22 protein-coding genes are annotated in these 20824 nt (G+C 64.1%); 13 read left to right on the forward strand and 9 right to left on the reverse strand.

Annotated features, from left to right (window positions below; genetic code table 11):
• The first annotated feature begins 40 nt into the window (after positions 1-40).
• From AC0L2R_RS26805 to AC0L2R_RS26820, 4 genes are read left to right on the forward strand one after another with little or no spacing between them, the layout of a single operon-like run.
• A complete protein-coding gene (locus AC0L2R_RS26805) occupies positions 41-1069 on the forward strand; it encodes an ABC transporter permease (RefSeq protein WP_287226308.1) in 1029 nt (342 codons plus the stop codon).
• Between the two features lie 11 nt (positions 1070-1080).
• On the forward strand, positions 1081-2043 hold the full coding sequence (locus AC0L2R_RS26810; RefSeq protein ID WP_473512475.1) for an ABC transporter permease: 963 nt from the start codon (positions 1081-1083) through the stop codon (positions 2041-2043).
• Positions 2033-3052, forward strand: coding sequence for an ABC transporter ATP-binding protein (locus tag AC0L2R_RS26815; protein ID WP_473512476.1), 1020 nt, complete (start codon positions 2033-2035; stop codon positions 3050-3052). Before AC0L2R_RS26810 ends, AC0L2R_RS26815 begins: the two co-directional genes overlap by 11 nt.
• The gene (locus AC0L2R_RS26820; protein ID WP_473512478.1) at positions 3049-4041 is read left to right on the forward strand and encodes an ABC transporter ATP-binding protein; all 993 of its coding nucleotides are present in this window, start codon (positions 3049-3051) and stop codon (positions 4039-4041) included. Before AC0L2R_RS26815 ends, AC0L2R_RS26820 begins: the two co-directional genes overlap by 4 nt.
• An 81-nt stretch (positions 4042-4122) precedes the next feature.
• Here the strand turns inward: AC0L2R_RS26820 and AC0L2R_RS26825 are convergent, their stop codons facing one another.
• A complete protein-coding gene (locus AC0L2R_RS26825) occupies positions 4123-5019 on the reverse strand; it encodes an arginase family protein (RefSeq protein WP_473512480.1) in 897 nt (298 codons plus the stop codon).
• A 58-nt stretch (positions 5020-5077) separates the two neighbouring features.
• On the opposite strand from AC0L2R_RS26825, the gene AC0L2R_RS26830 reads away from it, so the two are divergent.
• Positions 5078-5260 carry a hypothetical protein gene (locus AC0L2R_RS26830; RefSeq protein ID WP_473512482.1) on the forward strand — a complete coding sequence of 61 codons (183 nt, stop codon included), beginning with the start codon at positions 5078-5080 and terminating at the stop codon, positions 5258-5260.
• Positions 5257-5736, forward strand: coding sequence for a cupin domain-containing protein (locus AC0L2R_RS26835; RefSeq protein ID WP_473512484.1), 480 nt, complete (start codon positions 5257-5259; stop codon positions 5734-5736). Before AC0L2R_RS26830 ends, AC0L2R_RS26835 begins: the two co-directional genes overlap by 4 nt.
• A 28-nt stretch (positions 5737-5764) precedes the next feature.
• Here AC0L2R_RS26835 and AC0L2R_RS26840 read toward each other — a convergent pair whose 3' ends face one another.
• The 8 genes from AC0L2R_RS26840 to AC0L2R_RS26875 all read right to left on the reverse strand — a co-directional run bounded on the left by AC0L2R_RS26840 (position 5765) and on the right by AC0L2R_RS26875 (position 14546).
• On the reverse strand, positions 5765-6844 hold the full coding sequence (locus tag AC0L2R_RS26840; RefSeq protein WP_473512486.1) for an ABC transporter ATP-binding protein: 1080 nt from the start codon (positions 6842-6844) through the stop codon (positions 5765-5767).
• Positions 6841-7641 (reverse strand): ABC transporter permease, encoded by an 801-nt coding sequence (locus AC0L2R_RS26845; RefSeq protein ID WP_473512488.1) that lies wholly within the window; start codon positions 7639-7641, stop codon positions 6841-6843. Before AC0L2R_RS26845 ends, AC0L2R_RS26840 begins: the two co-directional genes overlap by 4 nt.
• A gap of 1 nt (position 7642) precedes the next feature.
• Positions 7643-8503, reverse strand: a complete 861-nt coding sequence (locus tag AC0L2R_RS26850; RefSeq protein ID WP_473512490.1) for an ABC transporter permease — start codon at positions 8501-8503, stop codon at positions 7643-7645.
• 70 nt (positions 8504-8573) lie between these two features.
• Positions 8574-9578 (reverse strand): ABC transporter substrate-binding protein, encoded by a 1005-nt coding sequence (locus AC0L2R_RS26855; RefSeq protein ID WP_473512492.1) that lies wholly within the window; start codon positions 9576-9578, stop codon positions 8574-8576.
• Positions 9579-9636: 58 nt separating this feature from the next.
• Complete coding sequence (locus AC0L2R_RS26860) at positions 9637-11112, reverse strand: aldehyde dehydrogenase (protein WP_473512493.1); 1476 nt, start codon at positions 11110-11112, stop codon at positions 9637-9639.
• Positions 11109-12161, reverse strand: coding sequence for an LLM class flavin-dependent oxidoreductase (locus AC0L2R_RS26865; RefSeq protein ID WP_473512494.1), 1053 nt, complete (start codon positions 12159-12161; stop codon positions 11109-11111). Before AC0L2R_RS26865 ends, AC0L2R_RS26860 begins: the two co-directional genes overlap by 4 nt.
• On the reverse strand, positions 12158-13966 hold the full coding sequence (locus AC0L2R_RS26870; protein ID WP_473512496.1) for an alpha/beta fold hydrolase: 1809 nt from the start codon (positions 13964-13966) through the stop codon (positions 12158-12160). Before AC0L2R_RS26870 ends, AC0L2R_RS26865 begins: the two co-directional genes overlap by 4 nt.
• Positions 13959-14546, reverse strand: a complete 588-nt coding sequence (locus AC0L2R_RS26875) for an amino acid synthesis family protein (RefSeq protein ID WP_023800447.1) — start codon at positions 14544-14546, stop codon at positions 13959-13961. Before AC0L2R_RS26875 ends, AC0L2R_RS26870 begins: the two co-directional genes overlap by 8 nt.
• Before the next feature lie 146 nt (positions 14547-14692).
• Between AC0L2R_RS26875 and AC0L2R_RS26880 the strand changes: the two genes are divergently transcribed.
• From AC0L2R_RS26880 to AC0L2R_RS26910, 7 genes are all read left to right on the forward strand, one after another.
• Positions 14693-15364, forward strand: coding sequence for a GntR family transcriptional regulator (locus tag AC0L2R_RS26880; protein ID WP_091597522.1), 672 nt, complete (start codon positions 14693-14695; stop codon positions 15362-15364).
• Between the two features lie 150 nt (positions 15365-15514).
• Positions 15515-16321: an SDR family oxidoreductase gene (locus tag AC0L2R_RS26885; RefSeq protein ID WP_473512498.1), complete on the forward strand. Its 807-nt coding sequence runs from the start codon at positions 15515-15517 to the stop codon at positions 16319-16321.
• Positions 16322-16332: 11 nt separating this feature from the next.
• Positions 16333-17280, forward strand: coding sequence for a 3-hydroxyacyl-CoA dehydrogenase (locus tag AC0L2R_RS26890; protein WP_473512500.1), 948 nt, complete (start codon positions 16333-16335; stop codon positions 17278-17280).
• Positions 17277-18239: a 3,5-dioxohexanoate:acetyl-CoA acetone transferase gene (gene kce, locus AC0L2R_RS26895; RefSeq protein WP_473512502.1), complete on the forward strand. Its 963-nt coding sequence runs from the start codon at positions 17277-17279 to the stop codon at positions 18237-18239. The genes AC0L2R_RS26890 and kce overlap by 4 nt, the downstream gene beginning before the upstream one ends.
• A 44-nt stretch (positions 18240-18283) precedes the next feature.
• On the forward strand, positions 18284-18406 hold the full coding sequence (locus AC0L2R_RS26900; protein WP_473512504.1) for a hypothetical protein: 123 nt from the start codon (positions 18284-18286) through the stop codon (positions 18404-18406).
• Between the two features lie 133 nt (positions 18407-18539).
• Positions 18540-19751, forward strand: coding sequence for an acyl-CoA dehydrogenase family protein (locus AC0L2R_RS26905; RefSeq protein WP_473512505.1), 1212 nt, complete (start codon positions 18540-18542; stop codon positions 19749-19751).
• 31 nt (positions 19752-19782) lie between these two features.
• The gene (locus tag AC0L2R_RS26910; protein WP_473512507.1) at positions 19783-20817 is read left to right on the forward strand and encodes a phosphotransferase family protein; all 1035 of its coding nucleotides are present in this window, start codon (positions 19783-19785) and stop codon (positions 20815-20817) included.
• Positions 20818-20824 lie beyond the last annotated feature (7 nt).

Genomic DNA, 20824 nt, shown 5'->3' on the forward strand with positions numbered 1-20824 from the left:
GAGATTTTTGCCAGGCAATCCCGTTTATGGTCCCCCGTTCATGGTCAATGTCATTGCGGACCAGCCTGCCGCCCCGGTCCGCCAGGCCGCCGCTGGCCCATGGCGCACGGCATGGCGCAAGCTTAAAGCCGATCGTTCGGCAATAGCGGCGTTCGGTGTGCTCGTCGTCATCGTCATCGCTTCGCTGGCGGCGCCGCTTTATGCGCAATACATCGCCCACACGGATCCTTTCGTAACCAATCTCAACGGCGAGATCGTCATCGATGGGGTGACCCAGCCGGTACTGCAGGCTTCCACCGAAGGCCTTGGCCTCGGCATGACGCCGATTGGGCCGACCTGGCGGATCGGCCCGTATCTGCTCGGCGCCGACAATCAGGGCCGAGACGTCGCGGCGCGGCTGCTTTATGGCGGGCGGGATTCGCTGTTGATCTCTGGCGCTGCGGCTGTGCTGTGCCTCGTCCTGGCGACCTTTCTGGGGGTTGTTTCCGGGTTCTTCGGCGGCATTGTCGACGTCGGCCTGTCGCGTATTCTCGACGTGCTCTGGGCGTTCCCGGTTTTCCTGCTGGCGATTTCGCTGTCGATCGTGCTGATCGCGCAGAGCATCCAGATCGGTCCGTTCGAAATCCGCTCCGGCAGCCTGTGGCTGCCGATCTTCATCATCGGCATCGTCTATGTGCCCTATGTGGCACGGCCGATCCGTGGCCATGTCCTGACCTTGATGCAGGCCGAATTCGTCACCGCGGCGATCGGGCTTGGCGCGTCGCCCTGGCGCATCCTGCTGCGCGACATCATGCCAAATGTGGTGACGCGCATCATCGTTTTCGTGCCGTTGATCCTGGCACTCAACATGATGACCGAATCCTCGCTGTCGTTTCTGTCGATCGGCGTGCAACCGCCGGACGCCAGCTGGGGCACGATCATCCAGGACGGTCAGGGCCTGCTCTATTCCAGGCCGATCGTGGCGCTGGCGCCCGGGCTTGCCATTGTCATCACTGTGCTGGCTCTCAACATTCTCGGCGACGGCGTGCGCGATGCGCTCGATCCGAAATCCTCGCCGAGGGGCATCTAGTGCTTGCCGCCATGAGTTTTCGGCTCGGCCAGATGGTGCTGGTCATGTTCGGCATCAGCATCGTCGCTTTCCTGATCTTCTTCGCCACGCCCGGTGCCGATCCCTCGGCGCGCATTGCCGGCCGCAACGCCTCCCAGGAGACATTGGTCCAGGTCCGCCACGATTTCGGTCTCGATCGGCCATTGCCGGTGCAATACGGGCTGATGATGAATCGGCTTTTCGTCAGCCGCGACCTCACCTCCTTCGTCAATCGCGGGCAGCGCGTGATTCCTGCGGTGACAGGGGCCATTCCGGTTACGCTGTCGCTGGTCGGCGGCGCGGCGGTGCTGTGGGTGCTCGGCGGACTGATCGTCGGGGTGATCGCCGGCGCGACGCGCGGCACATTCATCGACCGGGCGCTGATGATCCTGAGCCTGATTGGAGTGTCCGTTCCGGTCTTCTGGCTCGGCGAGGTCGCCAATCTGCTGACACAGAGCCGCTGGCATGACACCTGGCTGTTTTCTTGGGTTCCTCCGCTCGGCTACATCCCCCTGACACAGGACCCCTGGGGCTGGTTCAAGGCGCTCGTCATTCCGTGGTTCACGCTGGCGACGCTTTATGTCGGCCTTTACGGACGGGTGCTGAGGGCAAGTCTGATCGAGATGATGCAGGAGGATTTTATCCGCACCGCGCGGGCCAAGGGGATCGGCGAGCGGCGGGTTTTGCTGCATCACGGCCTCAGGACGTCACTGGTGGCATTCGTCACCATGTTCGGTCTCGATTTCGGTGCCTTGGTCGGCGGCGGCGCGCTGTTGACCGAAGTGGTCTTCGGGCTGCAGGGCGTCGGGAAATTGACCTATGAGGCACTGCAGACCCTCGACCTGCCGATGATCCTTGCCACGGTGATCTACGCCTCGTTTTTCGTGGTGATGGCAAACTTCGTCGTCGATGTCGTCTTCGTCTTTATCGACCCGAGGGCTCGCGATGTCCGTTAACGCTCCCCTTCTCGTCGTCGAGGGTCTCACCGTATCCTTCCGCAGCGACGCGGGGCTGGTGCGGGCTGTGGCAGGCGTCTCGTTTGCCGTCGAGCAGCGGGAGATCGTCGGTGTCGTCGGTGAGTCCGGTTCCGGCAAAAGCCAGACCTTGCTGGCCATCATGGGGCTGATCGACAGCCCCAATGCCGTCGTCTCCGGTTCAATCCGCTTCATGGGGCAGGAGCTCGTCGGGCTCAACCGGCGTGCGCTCGATGCCATTCGCGGCCGCCAGATCGCGATGATCTTCCAGGATCCGATGTCGGCGCTCACCCCGGTGCATACGATCGGCAACCAGATCGGCGAGCAGGTGCGTGCGCATGAGAAAGTGTCGGCGCGGGCGGCGCGGGCGAGGGCGGTGCAGTTGCTGGATGCGGTCGGCATTGCCAATCCTGATCGGGTCGTCGACGGCTATCCGCACCAGCTCTCCGGTGGCATGCGCCAGCGTGCGGTGATTGCGATGGCGCTCTCGTGCAACCCGGCGCTGCTTGTCGCGGATGAACCGACCACGGCCCTGGACGTGACCGTGCAGGCGCAGATCCTCGAACTGATCGGACGGCTGCGCGATCAGTTCGGCTCGGCGGTGATCCTGGTCACACACGATCTTGGCGTCGTCGCCCAGGTCGCGGATCGGGTCTTGGTCATGTATGGCGGACGCTTCGTCGAGGAGGGCCGCAAGAGCAGCGTGTTCCGAACGCCGCTGCATCCTTACACCTGGGGCCTGTTCGGCTCGATCCCGCCGATGGATGGTGAGCGTCCGGCACGGCTCGCCGCGATTCCGGGAGCTCCGCCGTCCCTCTCCAACCTGCCGAAAGGCTGCGCGTTCGGTCCGCGCTGTGCGTTCCGCCACGATGCCTGCATTGTCCAGCCCCCGCTTGTCGGCGGGAACGGCCATCGTGCTGCTTGCGCATTGCCGGAAACCAGCCGCAAGTTTCATATCCGCGAGGTTGCCAGCATCGAGACGCCAATATGAGCGGCGTGCTGCGGGAGCGCCCGCTGCTCCGGACCAGCGACCTGTCGAAACATTATCACGTCGGCCGCTCGATCTTGCCGGCGCAGCGCCGGAGGGTCCAGGCGGTCGACACGGTATCGCTCGACATCTGGCCCGGGGAAACGCTTGGCATTGTCGGGGAGTCAGGTTGCGGCAAATCCACCCTTGGCCGCTGCCTGGTGCGCCTGACCGATATCACCTCCGGTTCTCTGGAGTTCGAGGGCCGCGACATTACCGACGCGTCCCAGCGTCAGCTCCGTCCGTTGCGGCGACAGATGCAGATGGTCTTTCAGGATCCGAGCGCCTCGCTCAATCCACGTCGGCGGGTCGGCGATCTGCTGGCCGATCCGTTCCGCATCCATGAGCGCCTCTCGGCATCGGAAATGACGGACCGCGTCGCCGAGCTTCTGCGCCGGGTCGAATTGTCCCCCGAACACGCGTCGCGCTATCCCCACGAATTCTCGGGCGGCCAGCGGCAGCGGATCGGCATTGCTCGCGCGCTGGCGCTCCGGCCAAGGCTGATCGTGGCCGACGAGCCGGTCTCGGCGCTCGACGTTTCGATCCAGGCCCAGATCGTCAATCTGCTGGCCGATCTGCGCGAGGAGTTCAACCTGACCTATGTATTCATCGCCCATGATCTATCCGTGGTGCGCCAGATTTCGACGCGCGTGGCCGTCATGTGTCTGGGATCGGTCGTGGAGAGCGGGCCGACCGATCTGGTCTTTGCGGCGCCCAGGCACCACTACACCACGGCACTCCGTTCCGCGGTGCCGATACCCAGTATCGATCGGGCGCGACGCGAGCGGCTTGTCCTGAAGGGTGACTTGCCGAGCCCGATGAACCCACCCTCCGGCTGCCGGTTTCACACCCGCTGCCCGGCCGTCACTTCCACGTGCCGCAACGAGCGTCCGCTGCTGCAGAGCACGGGAGACGGTCGCCTGGTTGCCTGCCATCATCCAGGGGGCGGATAAGGCGCGGGATTCTCGCTCGGAGAGGTGGTTGCGTGTGGCAGCGAAGTCGAAGCCCCAACGGTCAAGAGTGCTCCCGTCCGCTCAATCGGGCGCGGCTGTGCCGAGCGCGGCGGCCACGACATCGGCGAGGCCACGGCCGGCGCTGCCGTCCTCGTCGAGGCGCGGATTGTAGATGGTGACCTCGATCCCGACCGCCTTGCCGCTCGCCAGGATGATGCGGAGCGCCGCCGACAGCTCGTCCCACGACAGCCCGCCCGGTACGCGGAAATCGACCGCCGGCATGATCGCATCGTCGAGACAATCGGCGTCGAGATGGATGAAGAAGCCGTCGAGTTCCGCCCGCGTCAGGTGGCCAACCGCCGCTTGGGCGGCGGATTCGACGCCCAGGCGGCGGATGGCGTGCAGATCGTAAGCCATGAGCTCTGCTGGCAAAGGCTGGCTGCCGTATTCGGCCTGGTCCTCGTGGTCGCGATACGCGAAGGCGACAGTGTCCTCGGAGCGAACCAACGGGCGGCGGCCCTCCAGGTCGGTCAGCAGCGCCGGCCCGTAGCCGGTGACGAAGGCCAGCTCCATCGACGCGCCTTCGCTGTTGGGCTCCGCTTCCGGCTGGAAGAAATCGGCGTGGCCGTCGATGAAGAACAGGCCGTAGCGGCCGCGCCGGCGCAGCGCGAGCATCGGACCCAGCAGGATCGTACAGTCGCCGCCCAGCACCACCGGGAATTCGCGGGCGTGCAGCACCTCCTCCACGGCGTCGGCGAGCTTGGGTGACCACGCCGCGATCGCCTTGGCATTCAGCGTCAGGGTGGCCGGGTCGGGCTTCGGGTCTTTCGGCGGGACGGCCAGCCGCCCGGCGCGGCGCGCATGGATGCGTTCGGCGAGGCCCTGTTCCAGCAGCCGACCGGGCAAGGCTTCAACGCCGTCGGTCGCCAGACCCAGCGAGGACGGCGCTTCAAGGATGGCATAGCGGCGGGTCGGCATCAGGTGCTCCCAGGTATCGCGGGTGAAAGCCGGCGTAACGCCAGCGTAGCTTCAGTACGTGGGCGAGACCGAGGAAATTTCAAGCCGCCGCCCAGCCGATGCCGTCGGGCGCGGCAACGCGCAGCATCTCCGCATTGTTGCTGCGAAAATTGCTGCCCACGGCCACTCGTACCTCGCCGATTTTGCCGGCAAGGCCTATCTTCTGGTGAGCGACCCGAACCACGAAGGAGATCGACGATGAATGCAAAAGCTGCAGCGGCCGAAGCGTTCGTGCGCGAGCCGGCGGCCGGCTCGACGCTCAACGTTTTGGGTATCACCCATATCTACAAAGCCACCGGTGCCGAGACCGCCGGGTCCTTCTCGCTCTGGGAGTCCATGGTTCCGCCGGGCGCGGCAACGCCACCGCACATCCATGCCCGAGAGGATGAAGGCTTCTATGTGCTGAGCGGCGAACTCGTCATCGAATTCGAGGGCGAGTCCGCGCCCCGTCGCGTTGCGCCCGGCGGTTTCTTCTTCGGCGCACGCGGCCGGCGCCACGCCATCCGCAATGACGCCGACAAGCCAGCTCGCGTGCTCGTCTTCTGCGCGCCGAGTTGCGGCCTTGATCAGATGTTCGCGGAAATGGACGCCGCGACCGCCGCCGGCACGCCAGAGATGGCAAAGGTCGTGGCCATCGCCGCCAAATACGGCGTCACCATCGAGGCACCGGCTGCCTGAGATCCGTTCCAGACCGCCAGCGCGCCTGTCAGGCCGGAAACAGAAATGCGGCGGCGGGATCGAAAAAAATCTGCTGTCCGCGCGAGGCGACGCCGTCCTTTGGTTGCGCCATGTCGGATGTCGGCCTGACGTCGATCTCCTGGCCGGCGGCCGTGCGCGCGATGACGCGCCGCCGCTCGCCGAAGAAGGCGGTGTCGATGAATTCGACCGCAAGCCCGGCAGTGGCAGGGCCGGGTCTCAGTCGAAACGCTTCCGGCCGCACCATCAGCCGGGTCTTCTGGCCTTGGCTGAAGTCCTGATCGATCCTCACGCCGGAGACAACCGAGCCATCGGCCAGGCGGATCGTGGCGGCGCCGTTGACGGTTTCAAGATGCTCGGCCGGCAGGAAATTGGAATTTCCGATGAAACTGGCCACGAATTCGCTCGCAGGTCTCAGATAGAGGTCCTCACCGGTGCCGATCTGCTCGATGCGCCCGTCCCGAAACAGCGCGATGCGATCCGAAAGATGCAGCGCCTCGTCCTGATCGTGGGTGACGTAAAGGATCGTTACGCCGGTTTCGCGGTGGATACGCCGTATCTCGGCCTGGATTTCCTCGCGCAGCTTCTTGTCGAGCGCCGAAAGCGGCTCGTCCATCAGAAGGATCGGCGGATCGTAGGCGAGCGCCCTGGCAAGCGCCACGCGCTGCTGCTGTCCGCCGGAAAGCGCGCCGGGATATCGGCCGCCGAAACTCTCGAGCCGCACCAGCGACAGCATTTCGGCGACTTTTCGTTTCACCTCGGCGTCCGGCCGGCGGCGCACGCGCAACGGAAAGGCAATGTTCTCGGCGACGGTGAGATGCTGGAACAGCGTGTAGCGCTGGAACACCATGCCGATGTTGCGCTTGTGCGACGGCACCGACAGCAGCGACCTGCCCTTGAGAAGAACGTCGCCGGATGTCGGCTGCTGAAAGCCGGCGATTGCGTAGAGCGTCGTCGACTTGCCAGAGCCGGAAGGGCCGAGAAAGGTCAGGAATTCGCCTTTTGGTATATCGATCGTGACATCCTGCACGGCGACGAAGCTGCCGAACGCCTTGCGCAGGTCGCGAATGGAGAGGAACGGTTCGGTCATTTCGACAATTTCCGCCGAATGAGTGCGGTTACGATCATCAGGCCCAGCGTCAGGAGAACGAGAAGGCTGGAGGCCGCGGCGATGACCGGGCTGAGATCCTGGCGCAGGCTGCCCCAGATCTTGACCGGCAAGGTCTGCAAGGTGGGGCTGGCCATGAAGATCGCGACCACCACCTCGTCCCACGAGGCGAGGAAGGCAAAGATCGCCGCCGAAAAAATCCCGATCTTGATCGCCGGCAAGGTCACCCGGAGTTTTGCTTCGAATGGGCTTGCGCCGCAGACGATCGCCGCGTCCTCGATGGATTTGTCAAAGCCTTCGAGTGCCGCGGTGATCGGAATGATGGCGAACGGCAATGCCAGGACCGTGTGGGCGATTACAAAGCCTGCCGTGGTGCCGCCGAGCCCGATCCGCAGGAAGAATGCATAGATGGCGATGGCGAAGACGACGACCGGCAGCACCATTGGCGTCAGCAGCAGGCCGCGAAGCGTGTTGCGCCCGCGAAACTGTCCCCGGACCAGGGCGAAAGAAGCCAGTAGCCCGATGACGACGGCAAGAATTGCGGCCATGGCGGCGATGCGCGCGCTGGTCAGCGCCGCTTCGAGCCAGGCCGGATCGGCGAAGAGCTCCTCATACCATTTCAGCGTCCAGCCTGGTGGCGGAAAAGCCAGCCACCGCGACGACCCGAACGACAGAAGCACGATGAAAACAACCGGCAGCAGCAGAAACGCCGCGACCAGGCCGGTGAAACCCAGAAGTGCTGCACGCAGCCAGCCGAGCCGGTCGTAGTCGAGCAGCATCTCAGATGCCTCCTGTCATGCGCTTGGCGCCGACGAGACGCAGCTGCAGCGCGTAGAGCGCCATGGTCACCAAAAGCAGGATGAAAGCCGCCGCGCTTCCGAGCCCCCAGTTGAGCAAGGACTGGATCATCTGGGCAATCATTGCGGCGAGCATCATGTTGGAGGTGCCGCCGAGCAGCGTTGGTGTCACGAAATAGCCGAGCGACATGACGAAAACCATCAGGCCGCCTGCAGCGATTCCGGGAAGCGACAAGGGCAGCAGGATGCGGCGGAAGGCGTCGAAGGGGCTGGCACCGCACAGAGCGGCGGCGCGCAGCGTCATCGGATCGATGGCGCGCAGCGTTCCGACCAGTGGCAGTATCATGAAGGGCAGCATGATGTAGACCATGCCGATGGTGACGCCGGTCAGGTTGTTGATCAGCGGCAGCGGCTCGCTGATCAGGCCGATATCCATCAGCGTCCGATTGATGACGCCGGTGCGTTGGAGCAGCACCATCCAGGCATAGGTGCGGGTGAGCAGATTGGTCCACATCGACAGGATGATGATGCCGAAGACGATCGAGCCGAGGGCAGGCGGCATGATCGCCAGCATCCAGGCGACCGGAAACGCCACGACCACGGTTACGGCGGTGACGACGGTGGCGACCAGAAAGGTGTTGAAGAAGACCCGCGCATAGGTGCCGTCGCCAAACAGGATTGCGTAGTTCTGCAGGCCCGGCACCGGTTCGGTCACGCTGCGCAACAGCAGCGCAACAACCGGCACCACGAAGAACAGGGCGATAAGGGTTAGCGCCGGTAGGGCGCCGCCGATACCGTCGGGCCTTCGGAGGATTGGCTGTCGATGAAGAAAATTGCCCGACATGGCGATGATCCCGGCAGCTCAGGCGGGACGCCCTAGCGACGCCCCGCCGGTTCATGGGTGAGGTCGGCGGCTATTTGGCCTGCCAGGCGTACCAGCGCTCGGCGATCTTGTCGCGGTTTTCAGCCCAGTAGTTCATGTCGAGGTTGATCTGCCCGTCGACATAGGCGTCCGGCAGCGACTTGACGACATCGGCCGGCATTTCGGCCTTGGCTGCCGTGTTGATGGGGGCGTAGCCGCTTGCTTCGGCAAACATGGCCTGGCTTTTCGCGCTTGTCGCTGTGGCCAGGAATTTCATCGCGCTCGCCTTGTTCTTCGAACCCTTGGGGATGACGAGCACGTCGGCGGCAGTCATGTTCTGTTTCCAGGATGCGCCGACATCGGCGCCGTCCTGCTCGAGGGCGAAGACCCGTCCATTCCAGAGCTGCCCGAAGGCTGCTTCACCGGAGGCGATCAGCTGCTGCGACTGCGCGCCGCTGTCCCACCAGACGATTTCCGATTTGATCGTGTCGAGTTTCTTGAACGCCCTGTCGAGGTCGAGCGGATAGAGTTTGTCCGCCGGCACGCCGTCGGCCAACAGCGCAATCTCGATGACGCCCGGTGCCGACCATTTGTAAAAGGTGCGTTTGCCGGGAAATTTCGTCAGGTCGAACATGTCGGCCCAGCCGGTTGGCTCAGCCGACACCGCCCCTTTGTTCCAGGCAAGAACGAAGGAGTAGTAGAAGCTGCCGACCGCATGCTCGGTGGTGAAGCGAGGATCGAGATCAGCTTTCGGCACGACGTTGAAATCGATCGGCTCGAGCAGGCCGTCCTTGGCCGCTTTGATGGCGAAATCCATCTCGACATCGACGACATCCCAGGCGACGCTGCCGCCTTCCACCATGGCCTTCAGCTTGCCGTAGTCGGTCGGGCCGTCCTGCAGGACCTTGATGCCGGAACTGGCTTCGAACGGAGCAGCCCAGGATTTGGTCTGCGCCTCCTGGGTGGTTCCGCCCCAGCTGGTGAACACCATTTCATCGGCGTGTGCGGCAGTGGCTGCCAGGAGTGCGGCCAAAATGCCGGTCAAAATCAGTTTCATCTCATTCTCCTCTGTTGGTTGCTTTCTTGTTTTTGTGAAATTGCGCGTTGACGCTGCCTCATCGCATGACGAACGGATCCGGGATCGGCTCGTCGGATACGCGTATCCACACCGACTTCGAGCGCGTGTAGTCGCGGATGGCGTCGAGCCCGCCCTCGCGGCCGAACCCCGACTGACCATAGCCGCCGAACGGCACGAGCGGCGAAACGGCGCGGTATGTGTTGACCCAGACGATGCCGGCATGGATGTCGCGCGCCATGCGGTGCGCCTTGGCGAGATTGGTGGTGAACACGCCCGAAGCGAGGCCGAACGCCGTATCGTTGGCAAGCGCCAGGGCTTCGGCTTCCGTGTCGAAGGTGAGAACGCTGAGCACCGGACCGAACAATTCCTCGCGCACGCAGGGCAGCGCTGAATCCTCGGCATCGATGATGGTCGGTGCGTAGTAGAAGCCGTGCGGATGATTGTCGGGCCTTTTTCCGCCGGTGACCAACGTCCCGCCATTGGCGAGGCTCTCGGCAACGATCTTCTCGATCCATTCCCGCTGACGTGGCGTTGCCAGCGGTCCCATTTCGGTGGCTGGATCCTGCGGATCACCAATTTTGATGGCCTCGGCCTTGTGCTTCAGCCTGTCCAGGAACTCGGCCTTTATCGAACGCTCGACAAGCAGCCGGGAGCCGGCGACGCAGCTTTGTCCAGACGCTGCGAAAATCCCGGCCACCACCGCGTTGGCCGCGCTGTCCAAGTCGGCGTCGGCGAAAACGACAACCGGACTTTTCCCGCCCAGCTCCAGCGTCGTATAGGCGAGATTTTCCGCCGTGTTGCGGACGATAGCGCGAGCGGTCGAAGGCCCGCCGGTGAAGGCGACGCGTGAAACCAGCGGATGACTTGTCAGGCGCCGGCCGCAATCGTGCCCGAACCCGGTCAGTATGTTGACGCTCCCGGCGGGAAATCCGGCCTCATGAACGAGTTCGGCGAAGGCCAGCAGCGGCGCTGGACCGTCCTCCGAGGCTTTCAGGACGACCGTGCAGCCGGCGGCCAGCGCCGGGCCGAGCTTGACGGCCGAAAGGAAGAGCTGCGAATTCCACGGCACGACGGCGGCGACGACGCCGATCGGCTCGCGTCGGATGGTGACGTCCATATCGGCCTTGTCGATCGGCACATGCGAGCCTTCATGCTTGTCGGCAAGCCCGCCATAGTAGCGATAATAGTCGCCGACATAGGCGATCTGGGCGCGGGTCTCGCGGATGATCTTGCCGGTGTCGCGCGTTTCCAGTTCGGCTAGGCGGCCGGCATTGGCGACGACCAGGTCGCCGAGGCGCATCAGCAGCTTGCCGCGCGCCGTCGCCGTCAGCGAGGCCCACGCGGCCGAGTGCAGCGTCCGGTGCGCCGCCTCGACGGCGCGGTCGACATCGGCCTCGGTTGCGGCGGGCATCGTCGCCCAGGGCGCTCCGGTTGATGGATCGATGCTTTCGAAGGTGGCTGTCGGCGTATCGAACGCCCCATCTATGAAGTTGCTGAAGGCCACAAGGGTCATTGCGGCCTCCCATGCCCGAAGGCCGGCATCACCTTGTCGACGAACAGCTGCAGCGACTTCTTCTTGCGCTCGTGCGGCAGACCGCTATCGATCCAGATCGAGTACTGGTCATAGCCGAGCGCCTCATATGCCTTAAGCCGGGTGATCACCTCTTCGGCTTCGCCGATGACCAGGTTCTGTCGGATTTTGTCCGGCGCATATTGCGGCATTGCTGCGATCTCGTCGTCGGAGAGCGCTTCCAATATGCCTTGGCGAACCGGCTTCTTGTTCTGGAACCACGCGCCGAACTGGCAGTAGAACAGCGACAGGTCCCTCGTCAGTTGCTCCGCATCGGCGGCGTCTTCGGCAACGAATGTGTGCATCAGCAGCATGATCTCGGGGCGGGCCATGTCGGGATGCGCCGCGCACGCCGCGTTGAAGCGCTCCATCAGGCTGGTTACTTCGTCGTCGCCGGAGGCGAGCGGCGTCACCTGGACGTTGCAGCCGTTGGAGACGGCGAAGTCGTGCGAGTTCGGATCGCGCGCCGCCACCCAGATCGGCGGGTGCGGCTTTTGCACCGGCTTAGGCGACGAGGTGCTCGAGGGAAACGACCAGAATTCGCCGGACATCTCGAAATCGCCTTCCCAGAGGCCCTTGATGGCCGGGATGATCTCGCGCATGCGCTGGCCCGCGCCCCAGGCGTCGAGCCCAGGGAACAGGCGTTGGTACTCGTAGCTGTAGGCGCCGCGGGCGATGCCGATGTCGAGCCGGCCGCCGGTGACGACATCGGTCATGGCTGCCTCGCCGGCGAGCTTGATCGGATGCCAGAACGGCGCGATGACGGTTCCTGTGCCGAGCCGGATGCGCTTCGTCCTGGCGCCGAGATAGGCGATGTTGATGAACGGGTTTGGCGAGATGGTGAACTCCATGCCGTGGTGTTCGCCGATCCAGGCCGTCTCGAAGCCTGCCGCCTCGGCCATCACGACCAACTCCTCAAGCTCATCGATGAGGTCGGCATGCGGCTTTGCCGGGTCCGAGCGTTCCATATGGACGAAGAGCGAGAACTTCATATCTGTTGACCCGGACTGGAAGTGTTGATTGCTACCGGCTTGGCGAGCGGACGGACTTCACCTTCGACCTCGTTGCCGACATAGACTCCAAACGCATCCTCCCGACATTCGCGAACATAGCGGGCGAGCATCGAGCGCACGGCAGCGTCGGCGATGTTCAGTCCGGCAATCCTGTCGATGTCGACGAGCCGGACCTGGCGATCGCTGGAGTGGGGCGCGGCTACCGTGCCGCGGTAGTAGACATGCGTTCGCGATGGGCTTGCGGCGTCGTCCCAGACCGCAAACAGGAATCCGAGATGAGCCTCGATGGCTTTCGCAGCGAGGCGTCCCCTAAGGCTTCGCGTGTCGCCGGGCGCCCCGAGCCCTCGGCCCGCCGGCAGTTCGAAAAAGCCGTCGGCGGTTTCGAGGAACAGCACGCGGCCTTCGTCTTCGAGGATGGCGCCGACCTCCATGTCGGGCGGCGCGGCCGCCAGTGCTTCCTGGCTGAGGCCGGGCGAGACGTAGGCGCCACGGCAATAGCCGAGGGGCTGCGATGAATTGTGGGAGAATTCGCGAACGCGGCCGATGAGGATCGAATGGTCGCCGGCGTCGACCAATTGCTCCATGTCACAGTCGAACGTCGCCACCGATCCAGCGAGCAGCGGGCTGCCGGTCGGGCCGAAGCGCCACTCGACAGCCGAGAACTTGTCCTGCGATTTCGAAGCGAAGACGCCGGACGCGGCTCGCTGTTCCTCCGAGAGCACGTTGACGGCAAAGCATTTCGAGGTCGAAAACACCGGATGACCCAGCGCTTTCTTGGCGATGCAGACCAGCACAAGCGGCGGATCGAGCGAAACGGATGTAAACGAATTGGCGGTGAAGCCTAGAGGCTCTCCTTCCGGCCCGATCGCGGTGACGATTGTAACGCCGGTCAGGAAGGAACCGAGCGCCCGCCTGAATTCGCCCGCGTCGAAGGCTGTGTCCATTGCCGGTCGCGCCGATGTGCTTGCGCCGTCGTTGCTCTCGAGAAAATCGACAATGCGCCGTGTGACCACGTCAGGCGAGGCTACGGCCATCATATGTCGTTCGCCCTCCAGAACGACGCAGTGACCGCGCGGCGCGAGGCGTGCCATCGCCGCCGACATCGCAGGCGAGGAATTCCTGTCCTGCGAGCCGGTCATGAACAGGGCCGGCATTGCGAGACCGGAAAGACGATCGCCATGCGCCGCATCGGCATGGGCGAAAAGTCGATAGGTGCGCGCATAGCCCTCGGAGTTGACGCTTTGCAGTGCCACGCGCGTCATCCTTGCCGCCTCGGCCAGGCTGTCGGGGACCGGGTTGCCGAACCAGCGCGCGATCGTTGCGTCCGTCCCCGACGGGTTTTCCGCGCCATTCAGTTCGGCGGCGCGCTCGCGCACTGCCTGCGCAAGCTCCGCCGGGCGGCGAAAAACCGCATTGAGCGAGACGAGGCTACGAACCCGTTCGGGTGCATTGAGAGCGATTTCCTGCCCGACCAGCGCCCCCATTGAATGGCCAACGATCGAGACGGCATCCAGGCCAAGGTGATCGAGAAGCCGAATTGCCTGTCCGGCATAATCGGCAAGGCTGGCGTCCTCGGGCGGCAACGGCGACTGGCCGTGTCCCAGGATGTCGATTGCGATCACATCCCATCTGTTTTTCATCAGCTCGATCTGGGGTGCCCAGATTGCCGCGTTCATGCCGACACCGTGGATGAGAAGGACCGGCGCGCCGGATCCGGCACGGATGAAACCGGTGCCGTCAGGCGCCGTTCCGCGATGCCAGCCACGGTCCGTCAGCTCAGCCATGCAGGTCGCCGACCTCCTTGAGATCCTGGTAGCGGTCGCCGATGCGATGATGCGGTCGTCCGCCGATCGAGGCGCCAAGCGCCACCACCAACTCGTCCGGCGCCGGCGCGTCGCCGATCTGGAAGTGCACCGTCAGGTAGTGCGAACGTCGGCCTTCATCGTTCTTGTCCATGAGCGGGATCATGATCGGCGTGTTCGGCCCGCCGCGCAGGTTGGTGAAGGCAAGATAGGTCTTGGCGCCGACGGCACGCCGATAGTGGTTGCCGAAATGCAGCGTGTGGATGAGCGCCGAGGCATGCTCGATCTCGCCTGATGTGCCGCAGATTGCGGCCTTGCCGTAGCCTTCGATCGCTTCGCCGGATCCGGCAACTGCGAGGATTTCATGGGTCAGCATCTCCCCCAGAACCGGCGCATAGGCGCGGATCTCGGGCGAAAGGTCCTCGGTGAAACCGCGCCCGGCCCAGGGGTTGTCGAGCACCGCCGCCACGCCGATCAGGCGCAGCGGCCGGGGGGCCGCCTTGCCGCCTTCGATTAGCGTGTTCTCGACATGGGTGACGATCTTTCGAATGGCCGGCTTCATCGAATCCTCGGTGTCGGGTCGGCTGAGGCATCCGGAAAAGTTCCGCTTTTGCCTAGCCGTCTTATGGTATACCATACTATTGAAGACCAAATCCCTTGTCAACGGATCGTCGAATCTGTTTCTTGCGGATGCTGGGAGTATATGAATTGGCCGACGACACACTGAGGATCGAACGATCCGCCAAGACGCTGAGAACGCTGGCGCTGGAGCGCATGCGCGACGCGATCATGGGGTTTCACTTCCAGCCTGGCGAACGGTTGGTCGAGCGGCCGCTTTGCGACCAGCTCGGCGTCAGTCGCTCGGTGGTGCGCGAGGTCCTGCGGCAGTTGGAGACCGAGGGCCTCGTCCAGATGATACCTGGCCATGGACCCGCGGTGGCCAGGCCGGATCTCAGCCGCACCGACGAGATTTATGAACTGCGCGCTCTGATGGAGGGCATCGCGGCGCGCGCCTGCGCGCTGACGGCGACTGAGGGCCAGATCGCCGCGCTTGAGCGCGCGTTCGATGTGCTGCTCAAGGCGTGGGCATCAGCCAATCCGATCGAGGTGATGCGGGCGACCACAAAATTCTACGAGGTGCTTTTCGATGCCGCCGACAAGCGCATCGCCTGGGAGATCGTCCAGGGTCTGAACGTCCGCATCAACCAGCTGCGTTCCATGACCATCGCTTCGGAGAATCGCCGCGATGCCGCAATTGCCGAAATGACCGACATTATGAACGCGATCAAGTCGCGCAACGGCGATGCCGCCGAAGCCGCGGCCCGGCGGCATGTGGAGCAGGCCTGGCGAATTGCGCAACAGACCCTTCGCAACAGCTGAAGCAGAAATTTCACATTACGGAATCGTCCGTCGCCCTCGCAGAGGGCAGTGCTTTCGTCACAATTTCAGGGGCAATATTGTACGGCTTGGTCGTTCTGGGCGCTGTCATGGCGCTGCGCGAACGGCGGCTGCAATGAGAAGGGATACACGATGAGCAAAGGGGCGCCGTCGTCGGCGGATGATTTTCTGACCGGGCTGAAGGGGCAGCGCGTGCTGGTCACGGCAGGCGCCGGCGGCATCGGCCTGGCCATTGCAGAAACGCTGTCGCGGCTCGGCGCGCGCATCGTCGTTTGCGACGTCTCCGACGAGGCGCTGGCCGCCGCTCCGGACAGGATCGCCCTGGTCGCCGCGGTCAAGGCCGATGTCTCGCGCGACGACGACGTCGACCGGCTGTTCGAGACGGTGACGGAAAAGCTCGGCGGCCTCGACGCGCTGATCAACAATGCCGGCATCGCCGGGCCGACCGGCGGCGTCGACGAAATCGATCCGGCGGAGTGGCGCCGCTGCATCGACATCTGCCTGACCGGCCAGTTCCTCTGCGCCAGGCGTGCCGTGCCGCTGATCAAGGCGGCGGGCGGCGGCTCGATCGTCTCGATGTCGTCCGCCGCCGGCCGCCATGGCTACGCTTTCCGCACCCCCTATTCGGCGGCCAAGTTCGGCGTCATCGGTTTCACGCAAAGCCTTGCCAAGGAACTCGGACCGCACGGCATCAGGGTCAACGCCATCCTGCCCGGCATCATCGAGGGACCACGCATCGACAAGGTTATCGCCGACCGGGCCAGACAGCTCGGTGTGTCGAACGAGGAGATGACGCAGCGCTATCTCCACAACATCTCGCTGCGCCGCATAACCAGCCCCTATGACGTCGCCGCGATGGTCGCTTTCCTGTTGTCCGATGCGGCGATCAACATCTCCGGCCAATCGCTCGGCGTCGACGGCAATGTCGAAACCCTTTGAGGAGCCCGACCATGATGAAAGTAGCGATTGTCGGCAGCGGGTTCATCGGGCGGGCCTGGGCGATCAGTTTTGCCCGCGCCGGCCACGATGTGCGGATGTGGGACCAGTCGCCGGCCGCGACCGAAGGTGCGCACGATTACATCGCCGGCGTGCTCGGCGACCTCGCTGCGAATGATCTGCTGCGGGGGCAGGCAATCGACGTCGTGCTTGGTCGCATTGCCGTCGTTGCGGAGCTCGAAGAAGCGCTGGCCGATGCGGTCCATATCCAGGAGAACACGCCGGAAAACCTGGATGTGAAGCGCGAGGTGTTCTCTCGGATCGATGCAATTGCCGCTCCGCAAGCGGTGATCGCCAGTTCCACCTCGGCGTTGCTGCCGTCGAAATTCACCGACGATCTGCAAGGGCGGCACCGCTGCCTAGTCGTGCATCCGATCAATCCGCCCTACCTCATCCCGGCCGCGGAAGTCGTGCCGGCGCCATGGACGTCTTCCGAAACGGTCGAAAGGACCCGCGCCTTCCTCGTCGATGCGGGCCACGCACCGCTGGTGATGAAGCACGAGCTCGACGGCTTCATCATGAACCGCCTGCAGGGCGCGCTGCTGGAGGAGGCTTTTCGACTTGTCGCCGACGGCTATGCCAGCGTCGAGGATGTTGATACCGGCATTCGCGACGGGCTGGCGCTGCGCTGGTCATTCATGGGTCCGTTCGAAACGATCGACCTTAATGCGCCGGGCGGTGTACGCGACTATGTCGAGCGCTATCAATCGATCTATGCCAACATTTTTCCGCAGATGCTGCGCCGCGTCGACTGGGCCGGCGAAGTCATCGAGACGGTGGAGGCCGACCGCCGCAAGCGGCTGCCGCGGGAAGAACTCGGCGAACGGCAGGTTTGGCGCGACCGCCGGCTGATGGCGCTGGCCGCGCACAAGAAAAAATCGGATCAGGAGTTTGGAAGATGACGGAAACAAGCCGCAAGCCCGGTGCTATGCAGACCAGGGGCAAAATTATCATCACCTGTGCGGTGACAGGGGCGATCCATACACCGACCATGTCGCCCTATCTGCCGATCACGCCGGACCAGATCGCGTCCGAGGCGATCGCGGCGGCGGAGGCAGGTGCGGCGATCCTGCACCTGCATGCCCGCGACTCCGAGACCGGCAAGCCCGACCAGACGCCGGCGGCCTTCGCCCGCTTCCTGCCGCGCATCAAGCAGGCCACCAATGCCGCCATCAACATCACCACCGGCGGCAGTCCCTACATGAAGGTCGAGGAACGCGTGCGCCCGGCCGCCGAGTTCAAGCCAGAGGTCGCCTCGCTCAACATGGGCTCAATCAATTTCGGGCTCTATCACCTCGTCGACAAATACGAGACCTTCAAGTTCGACTGGGAAAAGCCGCATCTGGAAGCGACGCGCGACCTGGTCTTCCGCAACTCGTTCAAGGACATCGAATACATCCTTGCGACCTGCTACGACAACGGCACGCGCTTCGAGTTCGAGTGCTACGACATCGCCCATCTCTACAATCTTTCCCACTTCGCCGATCGCGGGCTGGTCAAGCCGCCGTTCTTCGTGCAGTCGGTGTTCGGTCTGCTTGGCGGCATCGGCACGCACCCTGAAGACGTCGCCCATATGAAGCGCACCGCCGACCGGCTGTTCGGCGACCAGTTCCGCTGGTCGGTGCTCGGTGCCGGCGCCAGCCAATTGCGGATCGCGGCGCAATCGGCAGCGCTTGGCGGAAACATCCGCGTCGGGCTCGAAGACAGTCTGTGGGCCGGCAAGGGCAAGCTTGCCAAATCGAACGCCGAGCAGGTGGTGCTTGCCCGCAAGATCATCGAGGGGCTCGGCATGGAAGTGGCGACGCCCGACGAGGCGCGCGAGATCCTGTCACTGAAGGGCGGCGACAAGGTCGAGTTCTGAGGCGGCTCGCCTATCGCCGCACGGTGCCCACAGAGGAGGACGGCATGAAGATCGAAGTCGTGGTGGTCGTTCCGCGCCTCCCCGGCGATGGCGTCCTGCGCGGCAGCCTGCTCGCGATAACCGGCCTTGGCATCAAGGGCGTGGCGGAACCACGCTTCGCCGGATGACGGCAGCTGCAAAAGGGGATAGAGGCGAATAAGGAAAACGAGCGCGCGCTCGATTTCAGATATGGACCCGATGCTTTTCGGCGATCTCGTCCATCGATGGTGGCCACCTCGTTTCATCGCTGGGAGTTTGTCCATGAATTTCGACATTCCCGCCCGCACCGAAGATTACCGCGTCCGCATTGCCGACTTCGTCGAGCGTGAGATCCTGCCGCTCGAGGCCGACAAGACGTCCTATGACGCACATGGAAACATCGCCTTGCCGCTGCTGGAGACGCTTCGTGCCAAGGCGCGTATGGCGGGCCTGTGGTGCCTGCAGCTCAAGCCCGAATCCGGCGGCGCCGGTCTCGGCAAGATGGATATTGCGGTTTGCTATGAGGAGATGAACCGGTCGATCTTCGGGCCCGTGGTGTTCAATTCGGCAGCGCCCGACGATGGCAACATGATGGTGCTGGAGGCGCTCGGCACGCCGGCGCAGAAGGAAAAATGGCTGAAGCCGATCGTCGAGGGCCAGGTACGCTCGGCCTTTGCCATGACCGAACCGCATCCCGGCGGCGGCTCGGACCCTTCGATGATCATGACGCGTGCTGAACGGCGCGGCGACAAATATGTGGTGACCGGCCGCAAATGGTTCATCACCGGCGCCGAGGAGGCCAGCCATTTCATTCTGATCGCGCGAACCTCGGACGATCCGCGCCATGGTCTGTCGGCTCTGATGTTCCACAAGGACCAGCCGGGCTGGCGCATCATGCGCCGCATCGAGATCATGGGCCCGGAGGAGCATGGCGGGCATTGCGAGCTGGAATTCGAGGGGCTCGAAATCCCTGGCGAAGACATGCTGGTTGGCGAGGGCAGGGGCATGAAGGTGACGCAGGTGCGGCTCGGCCCGGCGCGGCTTACCCACTGCATGCGCTGGCTTGGATTGTCCAAGCGCTGCGTTGAGATCGCGCGCGCCTACGCTGCCGAGCGCCATGGTTTCGGCCAGCGCCTCGCCGACCGCGAAAGCGTCCAGCTGAAGCTCGGCGACCTCGCCATGCGCATCGAGATCGGCCGCATCCTGGTGATGAAGGCTGCGTGGGAGCTGGACCGCGGCGGCTTTGCCCGCAAAGAAGTATCGATGGCCAAGGTCCAGGTCGCCAATGTGCTGCATGACGCGGCCGATGTGGCGATCCAGATCAATGGCGCGCGAGGCTATTCGAAGGACACGGTGCTCGAATGGATCTACCGCTATGCGCGCCAGGCGCGGTTGGTCGACGGCGCCGATGAGGTCCACAAGATGGTGCTGAACCGTTTCCTCAACGACGAGGAGAGGGGCTTCTGGCGCTGGACCGTCGAAGGCGAGGCATAGCGGACGCGGGGTGGCATCTCAGGAGGAAAAGATGCCGTTGAATGCGGATTTCGATCCTGCTGCATTGAAGGGCTTTCTCGCGAACCGCTTCGGCGATGCCGCAATGACGCTCGAGCGGATCGGCGGCGGGCAGTCCAACCCCACCTACTTCGTCGACTATGGTGCGCATCGCATGGTGCTGCGCAAGAAACCGGCCGGGCCGATCCTGCGCGGGGCGCATGCCGTCGACCGCGAGTTCCGCGTGCTTGAAGCTCTCGCAGCGACCAACGTGCCGGTGCCGCGGCCGGTGCTCTATAACGCCGGCGCCGAGCCGCTCGGCACGTCGTTCTACCTGATGGAGCGGCTGGACGGTCGCGTCTTCCACGACTGTTCGCTGCCTGGCCTCGTCCCCGCGGAGCGACGCGCCATCTATTTCGGCATGGCCGAAGCGATGGCCAAGCTGCATGCTGTCCGTCCCGACGCGGTCGGTCTCGGCGATTACGGCCGGCCCGGCAACTATTTCGAGCGCCAGATTGGCCGCTGGACCCGGCAGCTCAGGGAATCGCCGAGTGACAGAATTCCGGCACTCGAAGCGGTCGCCGACTGGTTGCCGCAGCATCTGCCCACGGATGATGGACGCGTGTCGATCGCCCATGGCGACTTCCGCCTCGGAAATCTGCTGTTCCATCCCGGCAAGCCGGAGGTGATCGGCATTCTCGATTGGGAGCTGTCGACGGTCGGCCATCCGCTCGCCGATCTCGGCTTTTGCTCGATGACCTGGCATTCGACCCCGGACGAATATGGCGGCATCCTCGGCCTCGATCATCCTGCCCTCGGCATCCCCAACCAGCGCGAATTCCTCGACCATTATTTCGCGCATGCCGTGCCCACTGCGCCTCTGCAACGCTTCCACCTGGTTTTTTCGCTGTTCCGTTTCGCGGTGATCTTCGTCGGCATCGCCGACCGGGCGCGGGCAGGCAGCGCGGCGTCGGCCGATGCGGCCGGCAAGTGGCCGCTCGCCGGTCGCTTTGCCGCGCGTGCTCAAGAGATCATCCAAGGAGCGAGACCGTGGAGTGGCTCCTCCTGAGGGGAGC

This window comes from Mesorhizobium sp. WSM4820, from assembly GCF_055811075.1.